The organism is Facklamia sp. HMSC062C11 (assembly GCF_001810675.1).
In the GTDB taxonomy this organism is placed as follows: Bacteria; Bacillota; Bacilli; order Lactobacillales; family Aerococcaceae; genus Facklamia; species Facklamia hominis.
On record NZ_KV802407.1, the window covers coordinates 18,548 to 38,074 of the forward strand.

At 35.9% G+C, this 19,527-nt stretch carries 19 protein-coding genes; all 19 read right to left on the minus strand.

The window, feature by feature from the left end; translation table 11 throughout:
• Window positions 1-138: 138 nt before the first annotated feature.
• The gene (locus tag HMPREF2758_RS06835) at window positions 139-693 is read right to left on the minus strand and encodes a hypothetical protein (RefSeq protein ID WP_070609738.1); all 555 of its coding nucleotides are present in this window, start codon (window positions 691-693) and stop codon (window positions 139-141) included.
• On the minus strand, window positions 686-1,792 hold the full coding sequence (gene wecB, locus HMPREF2758_RS06840; protein WP_070609739.1) for a non-hydrolyzing UDP-N-acetylglucosamine 2-epimerase: 1,107 nt from the start codon (window positions 1,790-1,792) through the stop codon (window positions 686-688). Before wecB ends, HMPREF2758_RS06835 begins: the two co-directional genes overlap by 8 nt.
• Before the next feature lie 90 nt (window positions 1,793-1,882).
• On the minus strand, window positions 1,883-3,298 hold the full coding sequence (locus HMPREF2758_RS06845; RefSeq protein WP_070609740.1) for a lipopolysaccharide biosynthesis protein: 1,416 nt from the start codon (window positions 3,296-3,298) through the stop codon (window positions 1,883-1,885).
• A complete protein-coding gene (locus HMPREF2758_RS06850; RefSeq protein WP_168163138.1) occupies window positions 3,295-4,290 on the minus strand; it encodes a glycosyltransferase in 996 nt (331 codons plus the stop codon). The genes HMPREF2758_RS06845 and HMPREF2758_RS06850 overlap by 4 nt, the downstream gene beginning before the upstream one ends.
• 52 nt (window positions 4,291-4,342) lie before the next feature.
• The gene (locus HMPREF2758_RS06855; RefSeq protein WP_168163139.1) at window positions 4,343-5,362 is read right to left on the minus strand and encodes a glycosyltransferase family 2 protein; all 1,020 of its coding nucleotides are present in this window, start codon (window positions 5,360-5,362) and stop codon (window positions 4,343-4,345) included.
• Window positions 5,352-6,389, minus strand: coding sequence for a glycosyltransferase family 4 protein (locus tag HMPREF2758_RS06860; RefSeq protein WP_070609743.1), 1,038 nt, complete (start codon window positions 6,387-6,389; stop codon window positions 5,352-5,354). The genes HMPREF2758_RS06855 and HMPREF2758_RS06860 overlap by 11 nt, the downstream gene beginning before the upstream one ends.
• The gene (locus tag HMPREF2758_RS06865; protein WP_070609744.1) at window positions 6,382-7,623 is read right to left on the minus strand and encodes a hypothetical protein; all 1,242 of its coding nucleotides are present in this window, start codon (window positions 7,621-7,623) and stop codon (window positions 6,382-6,384) included. The genes HMPREF2758_RS06860 and HMPREF2758_RS06865 overlap by 8 nt, the downstream gene beginning before the upstream one ends.
• 12 nt (window positions 7,624-7,635) lie before the next feature.
• Window positions 7,636-8,757, minus strand: coding sequence for a glycosyltransferase (locus HMPREF2758_RS06870; RefSeq protein WP_070609745.1), 1,122 nt, complete (start codon window positions 8,755-8,757; stop codon window positions 7,636-7,638).
• Window positions 8,758-8,780: 23 nt separating this feature from the next.
• Window positions 8,781-9,920 (minus strand): glycosyltransferase family 4 protein, encoded by a 1,140-nt coding sequence (locus tag HMPREF2758_RS06875; protein ID WP_070609746.1) that lies wholly within the window; start codon window positions 9,918-9,920, stop codon window positions 8,781-8,783.
• Window positions 9,920-10,753, minus strand: coding sequence for an NAD-dependent epimerase/dehydratase family protein (locus tag HMPREF2758_RS06880; protein ID WP_070609747.1), 834 nt, complete (start codon window positions 10,751-10,753; stop codon window positions 9,920-9,922). Before HMPREF2758_RS06880 ends, HMPREF2758_RS06875 begins: the two co-directional genes overlap by 1 nt.
• Window positions 10,750-11,379 (minus strand): sugar transferase, encoded by a 630-nt coding sequence (locus tag HMPREF2758_RS06885; protein ID WP_070609748.1) that lies wholly within the window; start codon window positions 11,377-11,379, stop codon window positions 10,750-10,752. Before HMPREF2758_RS06885 ends, HMPREF2758_RS06880 begins: the two co-directional genes overlap by 4 nt.
• A 15-nt stretch (window positions 11,380-11,394) precedes the next feature.
• Window positions 11,395-13,233, minus strand: coding sequence for a polysaccharide biosynthesis protein (locus HMPREF2758_RS06890; protein ID WP_070609749.1), 1,839 nt, complete (start codon window positions 13,231-13,233; stop codon window positions 11,395-11,397).
• A 108-nt stretch (window positions 13,234-13,341) separates the two neighbouring features.
• Window positions 13,342-14,343 carry an acyltransferase gene (locus HMPREF2758_RS06895; RefSeq protein WP_070609750.1) on the minus strand — a complete coding sequence of 334 codons (1,002 nt, stop codon included), beginning with the start codon at window positions 14,341-14,343 and terminating at the stop codon, window positions 13,342-13,344.
• Between the two features lie 13 nt (window positions 14,344-14,356).
• A complete protein-coding gene (locus HMPREF2758_RS06900) occupies window positions 14,357-14,950 on the minus strand; it encodes a uracil-DNA glycosylase family protein (RefSeq protein ID WP_070609751.1) in 594 nt (197 codons plus the stop codon).
• 73 nt (window positions 14,951-15,023) lie between these two features.
• Window positions 15,024-15,464 (minus strand): hypothetical protein, encoded by a 441-nt coding sequence (locus tag HMPREF2758_RS06905; protein WP_070609752.1) that lies wholly within the window; start codon window positions 15,462-15,464, stop codon window positions 15,024-15,026.
• Between the two features lie 144 nt (window positions 15,465-15,608).
• On the minus strand, window positions 15,609-16,154 hold the full coding sequence (locus HMPREF2758_RS06910) for a hypothetical protein (RefSeq protein WP_070609753.1): 546 nt from the start codon (window positions 16,152-16,154) through the stop codon (window positions 15,609-15,611).
• An 11-nt stretch (window positions 16,155-16,165) separates the two neighbouring features.
• Entirely contained in the window at window positions 16,166-16,531 is a 366-nt protein-coding gene (locus HMPREF2758_RS06915; protein WP_070609754.1) for a DUF6568 family protein, read from the minus strand.
• Window positions 16,532-16,593: 62 nt separating this feature from the next.
• A complete protein-coding gene (locus HMPREF2758_RS06920) occupies window positions 16,594-18,246 on the minus strand; it encodes an LPXTG cell wall anchor domain-containing protein (RefSeq protein ID WP_070609755.1) in 1,653 nt (550 codons plus the stop codon).
• 104 nt (window positions 18,247-18,350) lie between these two features.
• Window positions 18,351-19,505, minus strand: coding sequence for a CapA family protein (locus HMPREF2758_RS06925; RefSeq protein WP_070609756.1), 1,155 nt, complete (start codon window positions 19,503-19,505; stop codon window positions 18,351-18,353).
• Window positions 19,506-19,527 lie beyond the last annotated feature (22 nt).

Below are 19,527 nucleotides of genomic sequence, written 5' to 3' on the forward strand. Positions count from 1 at the left end.
ACTATAAGTTTACTTGATATAGATTATCATAAAGATAGTACTAACTTATCTTTTTCTATGGACTTTGGAGATTACACAAGAAATTTTACACTATGGGTTAATTCGTCTAAATGCAGATATTTTTTACTATAATAAATACTATTCATATTTACTTTTATCGAAAACTTGTTCCCAACATAAAAATCTATCAATTTGAAAATTACAATATTTTTTATAATTCAATTGATAAAATCTTTTAAGCTCTTTTGCAGCTCTCACTTTATCTTCAATAAACAACTTATCCTTAAGTGTATCTGATATCTGATTGCGATTTATAGTATTAAAGAAATAATACTTTGATAGATCTCTAAGCTGATAAAGATAAGCTTTTGAAAATTCAATGTAACGAATCATTCGACCAGTATTTTCTTTAGCATAATAGATAACTTCTTCAGACTTCAAATATTCTAACCTATTTATACTATCATCTATTATTCTAATCAATTCTTGTTGTATATGATATTTACCATATACTAACTCATCAAAAAGTTTTTCAACTGGTAACAGATATACTTCTTGTATCATATTAATAAAAAGTAAGAATTTTCTATTATTATAAAAGGCCCTACCTAATAAATTAATAATCGATAATAAATATCCAAATCCTACGGGTATTAATACTTTTAATATTGATATAAAATCTATGTTATTCATTTTTTAACATTCTCTCAATTATATCTGCAATTCTCTGACAAGCTTTACCATCTCCATAAGGGTTATTAGCATGGCTCATACGTTCATATTCTGATTGATCTTCCAACAGTGCTTTAAAACTCTTGTATATTACTTCTTCATCAGTACCTACTAATTTCAAAGTTCCAGCTTCAATTCCCTCCGGTCGCTCAGTAGTGTTTCTCATAACTAAAACGGGTTTCCCTAAACTGGGTGCTTCTTCTTGTATCCCACCACTATCAGTCAAGATAATATAAGATGCCGCCATAAAATTATGAAAATCAAGAACTTCTAATGGTTCGATAATGCGTATTCTATCACTCCCACTTAAATATTTATCAGCAACATTACGAACATTTGGATTCATATGAATCGGATATATCACCTTAACATTAGTGTGCTCATCTACAACACGACGGATCGCACGAAACATATGGGCCATTGGCTCACCTAAATTTTCCCGTCGATGAGCTGTCAATAATATCATCTTGTCATTTCCAACCCATTCCAAATCAGGATGGCTATAAGTATTACGTACAGTAGTCCTTAAAGCATCAATCACAGTATTTCCTGTTACAAAAATTTTACTAGCATCTTTACCTTCATGAAGTAAATTTTTTCTTGCTTGTTCAGTTGGAGCAAAATTTAGAGATGAAATAATGCTAACTGCTTGTCTATTAAATTCCTCTGGAAAAGGAGAATAAATATCATTGGTGCGAAGCCCTGCTTCAACATGTCCAACTGGAATTTGTGAATAATAACAAGCAAGAGAAGTTACAAAGGTCGTGGAAGTATCTCCATGAACTAGGACAATATCTGGCTTTGCTTCATCTAGGACGTTCTTTATACGATTCAGAATATTAGTTGTCACATCAAAAAGAGTCTGTTTATTTTTCATAATAGATAAATCATAATCAGGAATAACATTAAAAACTTCAAGAACTTGATCTAGCATTTCTCTATGCTGTCCTGTAACACATACCAAAGTTTCAAATTCTTCTCTTGATTTTAATTCATTAACTAAAGGACACATTTTAATAGCTTCAGGACGGGTACCAAAAACAAGCATAATTTTTTTCATATAATCACTCCAATAGCTTTATATTCAAATATTAGGACTCCAATTATTTCTTTTTCAGTTTATTACTTCTTCATATTCTTATATATATTGCTACTTCTTAACAAGATTCAATGCATCCTTTAATTGATTCGTAAGAATTAAACCAATGCACAAACTAGCCATAAATATAAGTCCTTCTATAAACAAATTAATGAAAGGTGTAAAATTATAATTAGGCAATAAAACAAAGCTTAATAAAGTTATAACACCAACTATAATAGGCTTAATTAAGATAATAAAAAAATTAATTAATGAATTATTAAAGGCTTTATTCATCAATAAATAATTTGTTTGAATAAAATTAAATGAGAAACTGATAACAACCATAAAAGCAATCCAAATAATAGACCCTAAATAAACTCCTATAACAATACTGATGACATTAAAAGTTGTAGATAAGACACCTGATAATAAAAGTAAATCAGTTCTATTAGCAGATTGGAAAAAAGCTCCAGTACTAGCCTGCAACATTTGAATCCAAATTGAAATACTTAATATTTGAAAAACAATCACACTATTAACCCATTGATCCCCATATAACAACAGTATAATATCCTTTCCAGCAAAATGAACAAAAATCGTCAAGGGAATACTAAAGTTAGCCAAAATTCTCGAAATACTAAGATATCCATTCATAATTTTACTGAGATCTTCTTGATAATCAGAAAATACAGGTTGAATCGCTGAAGTAATAACTCCTGTAAAAATTGTATTTGGATATAGAGTAAGTTGATATGCTTTGTCATAGAAACCAAGCTGATCAGGCGACATATACCTACCAATTAATAGATTATCCAAATTTCTAGAAAAATAATTAACAATATTAAATAACAACTGGTTTTTAGCGAAGCTAAAAATTTTATTCAACGGTTTTATTGAAAATTTTATTGAAAATTTTAACCTTGTTCTAAAAACAAAAATAGCTAGCTGCGTAAATCCTCTAGCTATTGAACCTATAATAATCGCAATATAAGAAAATCCCAAAAGAGCTAGTATTATCGACACTAATCCATTTACTATACTTCCCAAAATTTGAGTTAAATTTACAAATTTAAACTGCTTATCTTTTAATAAAAGATTTTGGGGAACCATTAACAAACTATTAAATAATAAAACAATTGACATTAACGGCATAGCACTTTTTAATTCAGGATTCCGATAGAAGTTGCTAATTGGAACTGAAAGTGTAATAAAAATTAGAGCTAGGATTACTGAAAAGTAAACCGAAAAAGAAAATATATGATTAATCTCAACCCGATCAATATCTTTTCTTTGTATTAAAGCCGGACCAATACCAAAGTCTGCTAACATTTGAAAAAAAACTAAAAAGACATTTACGATTGCTACAATACCAAACTCAGCTGGTGAAAGTAATCGAGCCAGGAAAACTTGAACGAATATTGAAATAGCTAAATTTGAATATCTACCTATCGTATTATAAATAATTCCTTGCCTTAGTGTATTCAATTTTTCCTCCTTATATATCTATCAGCCCATACTTGTCTCACTTTCACGACACTATTAAACACTAATCTTGTAAATACATTATAATGTCTTAACCAGCATTTAAAATAATAATAATTATTTTCTTTCGCTATATTTTTTACCCGTTTTAACTCATAAGTGATTAATTCTAATTCAGGCTCATCCAATTCATTATATATATTTAACAACGATTCATACAATTCAACAATTCGAATTCGTAATCCCATACTTTTTCTAAATTGAGAGTTTAAAAGTAGCTCATTTAGCTTCAAAAATGCATAATAATAACCCTGAAAATTTTTGCTTGTCTTTTTAGAGGTCATAATCGATTCTGGTCTTATCCGTCGCTGAAAGCCTGGATAATTAATATGGTAAACATTCTTCGCACGTAAAAAAACTTCTGTTGTAAATGCTTCATCTTCATGAATAATACCCTCAATAAACCTAATATTATTTTTAATTAGTTCTGAAGCAACAATATATAGACAAACAGAACTATAAAATTTTCTATCTTTAGATAACTCATTTAAAAGCTCTGCCCCACTTCTATAAAATCCATATTTTTTTTCTCTATTATAATCAATAAAAAGAGAAGAAGCATCATCACCATCCAAAAAACTTTTACCATCAAACAAAAAAAGTTGTAAATTTTTATCGGTCATTTTTTGTATTACATAAGATAAAAAGTTATCTTCTAAAATATCATCACTATCCATGAAAAATAAGTATTTACCACAACTCAAATCAATTCCTCGATTTCGTGAAACACTTAAACCACAATTTACTTGATTAAAAACCTTAATATTTGAATATTTTCTCGTATACATATCTAAGACTGTTTGACTATCATCTGTAGATCCATCATTAATACAAATAATTTCATAATCAGATGACTTTAATCCCTGATTTAAAAGGCTATTTAAACACTCTTCTAAATAAACACCTGTATTATATACAGGTACAATTATACTCAAAATCAAATAAAGGCTCCTCTCATATTATCTTATAAATAGTTAGATAATAAAGTCAATGACTTCTTAGTTTAGCTAATATGCTATTAATAATGACCGTTAAATATAACATATTTTGTTTTAATAAAAATAGTAAAACCTTTTCAGAACCTGAATGAACATCTTTTATAGAAATTGAACTGATCGATACCTTTATAGAAGGATAATCATTCAGTATACACGATAATTCACGCACTTTATTATTTAAACTAACCGGATTTTCTTTATGACTGATATTCAATAAATAATGAAATAGTGCATACCAGTATTCAAGATTTACAAACTCTGAGAACTCCGATCGATTCCAATTATTAACTAATTTTTCAAATTTTTTTGCTATATTTAGTTCATACTTCCATTTTTCAGGACGAAAACTTTTTACTGCTGAATTTTCCCTTGTTGTATCATAAACATAGTATGCTTCGGTATTAATATAAACGTTTTTTACATACTTCAAAACCTCATAATTATACAAAGCATCTTGACCAACGCGCTGACTAGTAAATTTAATGTTATTATTCTGTATGAATCTTCTTGAATACACTTTATTCCAAATTGAACGCAGAGATACTTGTCGAACATTAGGGAAATTATCGATAAATTGTTCTTTATTTAATCTTAATTTATGTGGATAATTAAAAGTTATTAGAGATGACGCATTTTTATCTGAAACAATTTGAATATATCCATTAAAAATCACATCAATTAGAGGATATTTATTCAAAATCTTATAATAATTTTCCAACGATGAAGATAACATATAATCATCAGGATCGAGAAAAACTAGATAATCACCTGTTGCAATATCAATAGCTCGTTGACGAGCAATACCAGATCCAGAGTTCTGTTGTCTAATTAATCTAATATTAACATATTCTTTTTCATAAAAGTCGATTATACTTGCCGAATTATCTGTAGACCCGTCATCTGTAATAATTAATTCCCAATTTGTATAACTTTGATCAAGTACTGATTGAATTGATCGTGCTAAGTAATCCTGAACATTATACACTGGCATTATAATACTAAATTTCAAGCTCTTGATCATTCCATTCTGTCAATATTTTATATAATTGAACTGAACACTGTACGGGATCAATTGCAATAGTATCTAATCCAGCCAGCATTCTTTCATTATTGCCTTTATTATAAATTTCTAGTATCTTCTTACTAATTTCTTGAACATCTTTATTATTATTTATAATATCTGAGGCTCTGACATTATGTAGTACCCCAATAGCTCCAACATTCTTAGATAGCAAAATACTACATCCTGACATTAAAGACTCTATGACAGCTAATCCAAAAGTCTCCATTTCACTGTTTTGTACGTAAAGAAAAGCTGATGAAAAAAAGGATAACATGGTATCTTGACTAACTTTTTCATGCAATCTTACGCTTGGAATCATACTTAATTCTTGACTTTGTGGTCCATCACCTCCAAAAATAAAAAGCTGAAAATCGAGATGATATTTATTATTTAAAGATTCAATAGCATATGCTAAAGATAGATTATTTTTTATTCGCCTTCCTCCCCCAGTAGTAACAATGATTTTACTTCCTAATCGAATCGAATTATCTGGTTTATATATTTTCTCAATAGAAATCGGATTATAAACGCAAAAAAACTTTTTGGAAAAAAATGGATATTGACTTATCATATATTCTTTAAACATATCGGATACACAAATAATACCGTTACATAAAAATATCCTTAAAAACTCTTTTATTCTAATAAATACAATTTTTGATTTGCTTAAAGATTGTTCAACCCTTTGTTCATAATAAGGATATCCATGCATAAGGTAAAAAATTGGTTTCCTAAAAATCTTTGAGAATATAATTGCAATAATGTTAATTTTAGAGATTCCACATAAACAAAGAACATCTACCTTGAAGAAAAGTCGAATAAATTCAATGATCCTGTTGATTATCCCAGATTCATAAGTATAAGAAATTTGTCCTGATTTAACCCATTGTTCAAAGCCAGCTTCAAAATTTTTATTTGCATTAGCTACGCCATCATTCGACTTAAAATCACCTACCATTAAAACTTTATTCATGAACAACACATTCCTTATCTATCATACTCTTGTACTGTTCAAAAATAGCTTCAGCTAACAATATCATCATAACTGCACTACCATTAATAACTTCTGCTTTGTAATTGATAAGAAACAAGAAAATTATAAATAATACTCCCCATAATTTACTCGAAACCTTATGCAATATTGTATAAATAACACTTCCATATAACAATACAACATATACTATTCCGCCCCTAAATAAATCATTAATATATCCAATATCAGAATGAAAGCCATGGAAAATTATTGAAAACTCCCCGTATGCCCTGTGCCCTGTTCCAATTAACAAGTCTACTCCATCTGGAAATCTAATAAACTGATTTGATAAGGCTAACATATATTGACTATCTTGACCATGAATGTAAAAATCTTTAATCTCTTTCAATATTTGTATTAACCAAATACCACGTTCGGTATTGAAAAAAAACATTAACACTATAGATAGCCACAAAAATAGAAAAGTATCGTATAGTCTTCGAGACTTACTAATACGCTCGAAAAATAATAAGTATAAATAATATAGTATAGAAACAAAAGCATAAACTATAAAACCTGTCCGATTGTTAAGTAATGAGCCTGATGCTAAGATTAATGAAATAAACCAATATCTATAACTTTTTGAATCGTGAAATTTCTTCAACGCTATCAATCCTAAAAGAGCCTGAACAAAAGGAAGTGTTGTCGTATAATTACTTGCTAAGCCATATATTCGAGTATTAGTAATCCCGACTAAATCCATTCTTAATTCTCCGGCTGATAAATATAAGTTATTTGCAATTTGTTTAAAAGGAGGAAAAATATACATAAGCACCATAATAAACGTTTGAATTAAACCTATTTTTATTAATAAATCAGAAAGGTCTAAATTCTTATAATATTTTTCGTTCCATATAATTAATGCAATATAATTCACAAGTAACGGTATTAATAGTATTGGTGAGACTAAATCAGGAAAATAAAAAGTATTTGACATATTTCTCAAAACTGTTGTAACAGTTGCTAATAAAATACATAAAAACAAATAACCTACTCTAGCTTTCTTAATAAAAAAATAAAGTCTTCTATTTAGTAAAATAATGTTTATCATCGCTAGCAGAAACAGTAAAATCGAAGGTTTGAATAATTTAAGTAGACTACCTAAATAACTAAAATCAGGTAAATAAATTAGAAGAAAAGCATATAAATAAACAAAAATCTTTTTTATATTCATCAGGTTACCTTTCTATAACCGACCATACAATTTGATCAGCTTCATTTCCATTTTTCTCCATTCGAAAAGCATTTTTAATTTATAGTCATTCGCTTTTTCAAAAGCCAGACTATCTTTACTTATTTTACTTAATAACGCAAATAAACTCTCTTCATTAAAGTCTATAATCCAACCATTACCAAATGACGCAATATAATTGTCCATTCCTGTATTTCTAGCCATAATAATTGGTTTCCCCAACAGTAAACCCTCATAAAATTTATTTGGCGCTGCATATTTATGATTTTTTATGGAATTATCATAAATTGCAGTTAAAACATCGCATGAAGCTTCAAGCTTTAATACTTCTTCATAAGGAAGTTTTCCATAAAAATATACATTATCACTACTTTGAGATAACTGAAAAAAATAATCTTCAAGTTGTCCAAAACCACCGATATGTAATTCTACATTATCTAATTTGCTAACACAACGTCCTAATTCAATGAGTAATCTTCCCTCTTGTAAAATTCCTACATAACAAATCGAAACTTTACTACTTGAAACCCTGTCAAGAGAAATTAATTCATTTTCAATATTTCTAATATCAGGAGTATTGTGGATTATCTCCAAATATTTCGGTTTGGTCCCCAAAATCTGCTCTTTCCTTTTCTCACTACATAAAATCACTGCATCTGCCCGATTAATAACCATCCGATCTAATTTTTCAATAAAAGCTTTTAAAAGATTAGGAACATTAAAGGAGTCTACGTAATAATCAAATATGTCATACACTAATTTCTTACTATATAATTTAGATATTAATAAACCTGTTAATGATGTATCAAAATCGCATGCATGAATGATATCATACTCATTTTTATGACATGTTAACCATGAAAAAAGTCGCATTTGAAATTTAATCAAGGGAATACTATTTTTTTTAAAGCCGCCACCAAAATTCGCTTGTATACCAAATCTATGTATTGGTACTATACCATTTTTTAAATCTAGATTTGATAAACTATCCCTGTGATTCTCTCTATCCCACGCTAATATCTGAACTTGATAACCTGCCCCAACTAGACTATTCACTTCTTTTTCAACCCTAGAATCAGGATTCACTGGGTTACTTCTAAGTAAAACTACTCTCATTTACCATACTCCCAATTACCTATTTATGAAATAGATAGGTATATTTTCATAATTTTCTGATTTATAGTATTAGTATCGTATTTTTTTACCTTAGCTTTATTATATGCACTCATCTCACAAAAAAGTTTAGAGTCAGTTAATAAATAATTAATATATTCAACATATTCTTCTTTTATATTCTTTTTGCATAGGAAACCACCTTTCACATGCTCAATCAAATCTTTATTTCCCCTAATATCTGATACAATGCATGGCAACCCAGACGCCATTGCTTCCATCAAAGACACTGGTAATCCCTCTCTTAAAGAAGGAAATACAAATATATCAGACTGGTTTAAAATTTCTGGAATATCTTTTCTAAATCCTAACAAATGTATTTTATCTGATACATTAAGTTCTTTAGCTAATTTTAATAAGTTATCTCTATTATCACCTTTACCGCAGATAATATAATGAACTTTAGGATCATTAATTTCAGCAAGGGCTTTAATAACAATCTGATGATTTTTATTATCATTTAATTCTCCAACCGACGTTAGAATCAATGCCTCATCAGGAAGTAATAGTTCAGCTCTTAGGGTACTTTTTGACTGGGATCCATTGTTATACTTGCTGAGATCAATCCCTATCCCAGGAACATATTCAATTACTTTTGCCATTTTTTGACGCCTAGCTCTATCATAATCCTCTTGATTTATCGTAATTAAGACATCCGTCCATCTGGAATAATATTTTTCAATGGGATAGAATATTAACCAATTTTTTAAAGGAGCCCCTTTATAAAAGTGAAATCCATGGGCAGTATATACTATTTTTGTTTGTGTATTCTTAAAAGCTTGTCGACAAATAACTGATCCAATCGGCGAATGACAATGAACTAAATCATAATTTTCTTTAGTTAATTTTTTGGTCAATTTGTAAGATTTTAAGATATCTGTTATTCGAGTGATTGAACGTGGAATAGGTAGTTGAAAATACCTAATTCCTTGTTTTTCTAATTCTTGTTTAAATTTTTTAACTCTTTCAACGGAGGTAATACTACCTTCTTCAAAGTTACATGCAACATCAACCTGATAACCCAATTCTTGAAGAATCCTAATATTGTCCATATTGAATAAATCAATCATGGATGCCACTGAAGCATACATTAAAGCTCGTTTCATCAAATACTCCTTCTTATTGATTCTTCCAAGGATATAGTATCCGTTATATGATCAATATGTTCCTCATAATACAAATCCCCAAACACCTTATTGATCAATCCAATTCCTATCATAGCTTGAATCACAAAATTAAACCATCGTACAAAATATATCTTATGGTTTGCCGCTTTACCAATAAGTTTTACCATTTCACTGGTTTTTACATACTCCTTATTTTGTGGATGAATATATCCCCAACCATCCCGATCGACAACTTCTTTTAGAACAGCCATTAAATTATCAATATAGATCATGCTTCGTTTATTATTATAATCTGGAAATATCGGAGTAAACTTTGCAATTTTTACCAACTTAGGGAAATTCCCTTTTGATCCTGGTCCATACACCATGGGTGGTCGTACAATCGCAACTTTGAAGTCATCATCGATAAGTTCTTCTAGTCCGTATTCAGCTTGAAGCTTACTATCTCCATAGAAATTATCTGGATTCGGAAGCGTTTCTTTTGTAATCCGAGAAACTTTACTGCCAAACACAATAATACTACTCATAAAGATAAATTGTTTGACTCCAGCCTCTTTCGCCTTTTTAGCGGCTTCAATCGTTAGATCTCGATTAATTCGGTAATATTGATCTTTTAATTGAGGATCTGCTGAATTATGAGCAAGGCCTGCAACATGAAGAACAACCTCATAATTCGACCAATCGCTCTGCTTCCAGCCTTGGCCGATTAAGCTTTCTTGAATCACTTGATAGTTATCCGGCCACTGATTCATCCAATGCGTAAAGTTATCCCCAATATAAGAATTCTTACCAGTTACAAGGATTCGCTTCACTGGTCTCCCTCCTTGAGTTCAGATTTAGCTAATTCAATGGCTCCCGTACCACCTTCAACAACTCCATCACTTTTTAGAACACTGAGAATCGTCCCAAAGAAGCACTTAAGATCCATTCTAATCCCCATATTTTCGATGTATTGACCATCTAGTCTGGCTTTAATAGGAATGGGTAATTCATCACGGCCATTAATTTGAGCCCAACCTGTTAGTCCGGGAAGCACATCATTAGCTCCATATTTATCGCGTTCTTCCGCGAGATCATCTTGATTCCACAAGGCAGGTCGCGGTCCAATGACAGCCATTTCCCCTTTTAAAATATTAATTAATTGAGGGAGTTCATCGAGACTCGTTTTTCTTAAGAAAGCGCCTGATCGGGTAATGAAAGCCTGTGGATTATTCAACATATGTGTAGGCATATCCTGAGGAGTATCTGTCCGCATCGTTCTAAACTTATAAATATCAAAGAAAGTTCGATGAATACCTATTCTTTTTTGTCTAAAGAAGACCGGTCCTGGAGAGTCTAATTTTATCCAGATAGCTAAAATCAGAAAAAGAGGGCTAAGTATTATTAAGCCCAACATAGACAATATAAAGTCTATAATGCGTTTAACATGGATATACATCTTTCTAGCCTCTTTCTAATCCCGATTACTTTCCCGATGCACAAACTCCGTCACCTTATCTGTCAACCGATTATCCTTCCCGGATAGGTCTAACCCTTCCACAAAGGTCTTGATCTCTTCTAGACTCTTGTTCTTTACCTTGCCGACAAAAATATTCTCGTCAATCTTCTTATCCGTTACTTCATCATCCATGATCAAGGTCTCATAGAGCTTCTCACCCGGACGAATACCGGTATAGACAATTGGAATTTCTTCTTCCCGGTAACCGGATAAAGCGATCATCTTACGAGCCAGATCCTTAATATAGACCTCCTTACCCATATTAAGAATAAAGAGTTCGCCCCCTTCAGCTAAGGCTGAGGCTTGAATCACCAAGCGACTAGCTTCAGGAATGGTCATAAAGTATCGGCGCATATCGGGATGGGTGACCGTGACCGGGCCTCCAGCGGCGATTTGCTTCTTGAAGAGTGGAATGACTGATCCCCTAGATCCCAAGACATTCCCAAAGCGAACAGCCGAGAAGGTGGTTTTACTTTCTTTATCCATACCGGTCACAATCATTTCAGCAATGCGTTTAGTGGCTCCCATAATATTGGGTGGATTGTTGGCCTTATCCGTTGAAATCATCACGAAGCGCTCAATGCCCGCCTTGGAAGCGGCATAGGCCACATTGTAAGTCCCATAGACATTATTACGAACGGCTTCGGTTGGATTATATTCCATCATCGGAACATGCTTATGAGCTGCCGCATGGTAGACGATATCTGGTTGATATAAGTTCATAATCTCTACCATATGCTCTTTATCTTGAATGTCCGCAATCACTGGGATGGTTTGAATATGTGAAAGATTCATCTGACTTAATTCTTGATCGAGTTGATAGATAGAATTCTCTCCGTGCCCCACAAAGTAGAGCTTGGAAGGACCGAATTTAAGCACTTGCCGGCAGATCTCAGATCCGATGGATCCACCACCCCCGGTCACCATAATCACCTTGCCGCCAATCGCATCAATCACTGGTTGATCATCCAAGTGAATCTCTTTCCGGCCTAAGAGGTCGGCAATATCAATTTCTTTCATCTGCATCTTGTATTCACCAGAAAGGACGCGCTCAGCTTCCGGCATCTGGTTCACACTCGCCCCATATTCATTCCCATATCTAAGGACTTGTTCGACTTTTTCGGAACTGAGGGAAGGAGCAGCAATCGTAATGGTCTCAATCCGCCGACTCGGGATAATCTTAGGCAGATCGTCAATGGCCCCTAGAACGGGCACTCCTCGCAGATAAGTCGACTGCTTATTGGGATCGTCATCGACGAGACCGATAATCGAAAATCGGTCTGGGTGCTTGGCGAAGTTCTCAATGAAGATATTGGCCCCTTCCCCGGCACCGACTAAGAGCAATCTGGGTGCATCCTCTTGACGTCCAGCATTGACCAGATTCTTCCAGTCGATATAGGTTTTCCATAGGATCCGACTAAGAATCATCAATCCGATCGCAAAGACCGTCAACAAGAAGATATAGCGATTAGATACCGCCCTTAGTACAAGATTCCCTAGGATGAAGCTGACCCCTGAAGCAAAAAGATTAATCAGGATCAGACTACGGGCATCCCGGATATTGAAGAAACGCACAATCCCCGAGAAGTTATGAAGGTAGAATGACAAGGCCGCATAAGCTAAAAAATAAGCCAAAGCAATAAAGCCATAAGCAAAGAAATTCGTCTGGACATAATAGGCCACCATCCAAGCCGCTAATACCGCACTCAATAAAATACAGGCCAGATCACTCCCAATAATAATGGCCTGCTTACGACGGCGTGTTAATTTAATTCGATGTAGGAACTCCTTCATCTAATACCCTCCCAATCCTTCAGTCGCTAGCCCTTTGGCAAAGCAACTTCACAAACTTGATACTCTCTTTCTATTTAATCATAACCCCATAAAAAAATCGACCTTATTTCACGATAAAGTCGATTTTCTTTCATTATTATTGTTTATCCACCCTTTTATTCCTTTGACTAGGTATATAAGGGCAAATTCAAAGATTAAAACCAACAACAAACTCGCTCCAAGATAGAGACTGGTTCCCATCCAACCATTAGGAAGCTTGATGAAGGCTTCGATCACTTCCACCATGCAGACATGGGACAAGTAAATAAAATAGGAATACTTAGACAAGTAACTAAAGAAGCGATTAGGCTTTAAGTCTGTCACCATAAAGCAAAGGATCAAGCATAAGGCATAAAAGGTCACAAAAGGACGGGTTGTAGCTGAGACAGCGCCTTGACTTTCCAAGGATTCAAAGACCGTAAAAAGTGTAAAGGTAAAGAGCGCCCCATAGGCCCAGTGCTTACCCCGCTTGAGATAGTGAATCTTAGCTTCGAAGTCATGACTCAACCAAATTCCAAAGGCAAAGCAAAAAGCATAGGTATAATAGTCCTGTAGCAAATCAAAAGGAATGTATCCTAAGTAATCATCCGTAATATGTTGGAAGATAAAGATCAAATTGAAAGCCGTATAAAGGCCTGGATGATTGGTCAGGTAGACAAAGGCAGGATATAAGATATATAGACCGGTAATCAAGGGAACAAAGTATAAATGATAGGAAAAGCCTCCATTTAGTAAATAGACCAGGGATTGCTTAATCGTTAAAGGATGTCCCGCCAAGATAAAGTGCGTCAAAGCATAGACCAAGGACCAGATCAGGTAGTCTGGCCAGACTTTTTTGATGCGGGTCCAAAGATAATCCAGATAATGATCAGACCGGTCGAAGGCATCGGTAATATCGAGTCCCCAACCGGATAGAACGAGAAAGCTAGGGACCGCAAAGCGAGCTAATTGATTGAGGACAATCCCCAATGGGGCTTGCTCTTTAGCAAGCGGAGCGGTTAGATGGATGATAATCACCGCTAAGATGGACCAGGCCCGAAGGTGGTCGAAGTTCGAATAACGTTTTGACATAGTAAGCTACTTTCTAATGAGTTTTTAGGCAGTCAGCCACTCGCTCTTGGAGAACGGGGACGACTTGTTCTTGGAACCAAGGATGTTGTTTAAGCCAACGTCCATTGAGGGGTGAAGGATGTACTAAGGGAAAATACTGAGGCAGATAGTCTTGATAGTCTTGAACCGTTTGGGTCAGGTTCTTGTGATAGCGGTCTTTAAGATAAGCTTTATTGGCATAATTGCCTACCAGAATGGTTAGTTGCAGATCTGGCATAGCTTGAAAAAGCTGGGGATGCCACTTGGAAGCAAAGTCCTTACGCGGTGGCAGATCGCCCGTCTTCCCCTTTCCTGGATAATAGAAGTCCATCGGAATCAAGGCCACCTGATCCGGATCATAAAAGACGGCTTCAGAAAGATTCAGCCATTCACGTAGGCGTTTTCCAGAGGCATCCTGCCAAGGAATCTGGGCTTCTTGGGCCTTAATACCAGGCGCTTGCCCAATGATCGCAAGCTTTGCCCCAGCTCCCGCTTGATAGACGGGTTGCCAGCCCTTTTCTTGAAAGACCTGGTTGGCTGGATCTTGTTGGATAGCTTGGTGAATCGCTTCAAGGGATAATGGTTTCATAATAGATCCTTTCTAATTGCCTTAGCAAAGCGAACAAAGATAAGAGCGAGTAGCCAGGCCACTCGCTGAGGGGTTATTTTTTTAGACTGGAAATCATGCGTCCATGTTGATCATAGATATAATCTTGCACCTTGCGACCATCGCCCATGGCTTCAACCAGTCGGTCTCGGTAAGGTTCTGCCAATTCTTCAAAGAGATAATACTCGTCATCGAGCGATAATTGCTTGCGCAACTTATCGACTTCGCCCGAGCTTCTCAGCTTAACCTTCAACGGTGGAAGTTCAAAGTCAACATCCCGCTTCACGATCCGATAATAATAATTATCATCTCCATAAGTGATCTCTAAAGCCCCTGAATTAGTACGGCGCTCTTCGACATCATGATATTTATCTTTTTGCAGCTCCCACCAGGCAAAGATTCCTTGCTTAGCTGCCTCTTCACTGGCATAAGATCCGTGCTCCTTGACTACATTGTTACGGCGATTGATCCAGTAGTTCGTATAAACTTGTGTCATACAATCCTTCCTTTCCATCTGTACTCAAGTCCATTATAAGTTATTTGTAAATCGTTTTCAATATTTAGCGGTCAATTGATTGAGTGCTTTATCAGATGGATCCCGCAAAAACAAAAAGCTCCCTGAGGAGCTTTTCAATAAGCCTTAATAACGCGTGACCTTCTTACCTCGATAATCGAATCGGTAATGACCTCGATGAACCGTCCGGTCGGCATACCGTTCGTCCACACTCAGATTAGAGATGTTTTCGTCCAAGGTTGGAAAGACCGTTAATTCATAGTCAACACTCGAATAATACTTGCCTTCGTCCTTGAGACGCTCAATCACTACCTCAAAAGCCCGCCGAACATGCGGATCATGGATTTGATTTTCATGGTATTCAATGCTGGAATAGGTCTCAGCCTTAGGAAGCTTGGCATATTGTTCAGCTAAACTGTCTGATTCATCCTCTTCTTCAAGGCTCGATTCAGTAAGACTGCTGGATACCCTTCCTTTCGGATCTTGGGACAAAGGTTCAGAAGTGACTGAACTACTTTCCGGACTGGGGATTTTTTCAAGCTCTGAATTCGCTTCCTGTTGGCGGTTTAACCATAGAAGCATCCCTAGCGAGAATAGGATAATCGCCAGTAAGGGCCAGACAACCCGTTTGTTGGGGCCGTACGAGGCATTGGACTTAGGTTCTGACTTCATCTCGCGCCTCCCTAACGGTTGAGGAAGGCTAGAATTTCTTCGGGTTTCATACTAGAGTCAGACACGGTATGAATGCCATCTTGATCCTGATAGATTAAAGACGGTACCGTCTTTAAATCATAGCGATCTCTTAAGGCTTGAGTCGCTTCATTTTGAGCGGGATCATCGACTTGACTATGTAAGAAATAGACTGGAATTGAGTGCTCTTCAGTGGTCTTAGCCAAACGTTTGATGAATTTACGGCAGTAAGGACAAGTCTCACGTGCAATAAAGATCAAGTCTCCTGCTTTTTTTTCTAATAAGGCTTGCGCTTGTTCCGCATCCACTGCTTGGAAGGCAGCCTGAGCAATTTGTAAGAATTCATTTTCTGTTGTCATGATAATTCCCCCTTTTTCTAAGTATTATTATTATACAAGATGTCAGGGAAAATAGCGACTACTTAGTCCCAGTCCTCCTCATCCATCGGTGGCTTGATCTTACGTTTAAGATAGCGATTATAGATCAAGACCGCAATTCCTAACAGTAAGACGATTAAAGATAGATAAAAATAAAAACGCTGTTCCCCGGTAGTCGGCAAGGAATCCTCCAAGCTCTTAGGCTTCTTTGCCTCCTGAGTAGTGGAATCCGCTTCTTTCTTCTTCAAGTTCAGACTCGGTGGTTTGGCCAGCGATTGGCTCTTGGCCTGACTAGATCCTTCAGATGCTCGGTCTAACTTGTCTTTTAAGTGAGCTAACTTGTCCTTATTAACAGAAGGGGTTGATGGCTCCAAGCTCTTGTCCGACGTCAATAATGGTAACTCTGCGGGTTGATTTGTGCTGGTCTGAATGGGATTCCCCTTATTGTCGACTTGCGGGGTCTGCCACAAGGTCTGGTTGGCAAATTCTGTAAAATAGCCCGATTCCTTAGCTGGATTTGCCTTCCATTGTCCCTGATTAGGGTCAAATAAGACCAACTTCATCTGATAGCGTTGATGGAGATTACGAATTTGTTGGATGGTCTGATCATTGGTAAAGCCCTTTTGATTCAGATAGTTGGCCAAGCCCTGTTTGAGCTTTTCGAAAACTTCTTCGTTCAAACTATAAAAATAAGCAAGCTGGCGCTCCTTGAGATTCAACAAGTTCGAGTAAGAAGCATGATAGACTTGTTTGTTATTGGTCTGATAATAATCCTGCAAAGCCAAAGCCGCAATCACTTGAATATCAAAGAGTGAAAGCTCACGGGCATACTGATAAGCTGCAAAGGCGTCTTCATCCAACTTCTTCAAGGATTTGTCGGCTAAGAATTGCTTAATTTCTTCCAGACTGGTCTTTTTATTGTAGATATCAAAGATCGCCTGGTAGGAAAGTTTAGAATAGGCCTTAGGGACCAGCTGGCCTAGGTACTGGTCCACATCCAATAAATAGTCCGACAAGGAGGCACTGGATGGATTCAACATCAAGTGTTCTGGAGCCATGCGTTTTACGGAATAGGGATAGAGTTGGCACTGATTTAACTGTGCCTGGGCAGATTGGTCCTGGTCCAAAGAAGCCGCTAAGGTCTCGTTGTCATAACTCAAGGTACGATACTCCCCCTCTAATTCATTCCGTTCCACTACATAATCCTGGATGAGACCTTCAATCTTGGCTTGGTAGGTCAACCACTCGCTCAAACGTTCGTCCTGACTCAAGATTGCCCACTGCTGGTCTGAATCCAATTGATCAAATTGCTTATCCGCAAGACTATATTCTTCATAAAGCGTGTCGACAATCTCACTAATCGCTGCCTTGGCTTCCGCTAAGGAATTAACGGAACCCGATTCTAATTGAGCAATCTCCTGATTGATCACTTGATAGCGTTCATTAATTGCTGTCATCCTTACTTGATTCTTATCATATTGATTTTGGGCTTGACTGGCACTGGGGTCGGCTTCCTTCAGTTGTCCCTCACCCTTTAAGAGAATTTGACAGGCCTCTCGCGATACTAACTGGTCGTAATCAATCCCCTCTTGAGCATAAGCCCTAACTGATATCATAGGACTCAGGCTTTGAATTAGCGCCACTGCTAGACAGGCTTTCATCATTGGCTTGCGATGTTTTTCTTTATTATTACCCATTTTAACACCTCCAAACTATAAGTAGTCTGCTAAAGGTGTTTTGCGCTAAGTCGCAAAATAAAAGACTGCCTCCTTTTGGAGACAGCCTGAATTCTTGACTAAATCTATTCAGCATTTGGCGTATCATCGAGGTAATCAACCACTTTGACACTGCTATCATATTCGGTAAAACGTTGTTTCACTTCGTTCAACATCTCATTCCCGTTATAAAGGCCTCGTTCTTGGGCTTGGGCTAGGGGTACCACTAGATAGGAATTCCATTCTGGATAACCAAAGTTATAGGTCGGCATGACCCGCACATCCTCTACCGTAATGGATCCATCTTCGTGCTTTTTGAAGGTCACTTCGCCAATTCCACCTACTTTTTCGTAAGGCTTAATCTGACCAGATAGGAAGTTTCCGTGTGAATACCAGGCCACCTGAGAGTCTCCAAAGCGTTTGAAGGGTTGCATGATATGAGGATGACCACCCAAAACATAGTTAGCTCCGGCCTTGATACACAGATCGGTCAAGTCCAACTGTGACTGGACAGGTAACATGGCATCATCGCCGAATTGAAAGATCACGACAGCAACATCACAATATTCCTTCAAACGTTGAATCTCTAAAGGAATCAATTCGGTATCAATCAAGGTAACTAGATAAGGTTCATCTTCTGGTACGGGCAGACCATTCGTTCCATAGGTATAATTTAAAAAGCCTACCTTGATGCCATTGGCTTCCAGAATTCTTAAGTGATTATAATCATCCCAAGATTCATAAGCCCCCACATAAGGCATCCCTTTTTCCTTGAGGGTCTTAATCGAGGCATGAACCCCCGCCGCTCCAAAGTCAACCGTATGATTGGAAGCATGCGAGACAATATCAACCCCAACATTCAAGAGTGTATCAACAATCTCTTCTGGGGCATTGAATTGCGGATAGGTTGAGACTCCTAATTGATGGCCAGCTACAATGGTTTCCATATTAGCGGTCGTAATATCTGCATTCTTTAGATAAGGAGCGACCGGCTCCAACATAAAATCAAAATTATAAGTTCCATCCCCTTGTTGACCATTATAGTAGACACCGTCATGAAGGAGGATATCCCCGATTGATCGGATCGTCACCGTATTTCCAGCACCAGGAATGGCTTCTTGAGTCGTCGCCGTATTTTCTTCTCTTACCGTAGCAACCGGTTCTTTCTTAGGCTGCTGACAGGCCGTTAGAAAGAAGGCACAGGATAAGCCTAAGATAAGTTTTTGAATATTTTTTAACATAATCATTGTCCTTACTATTAGA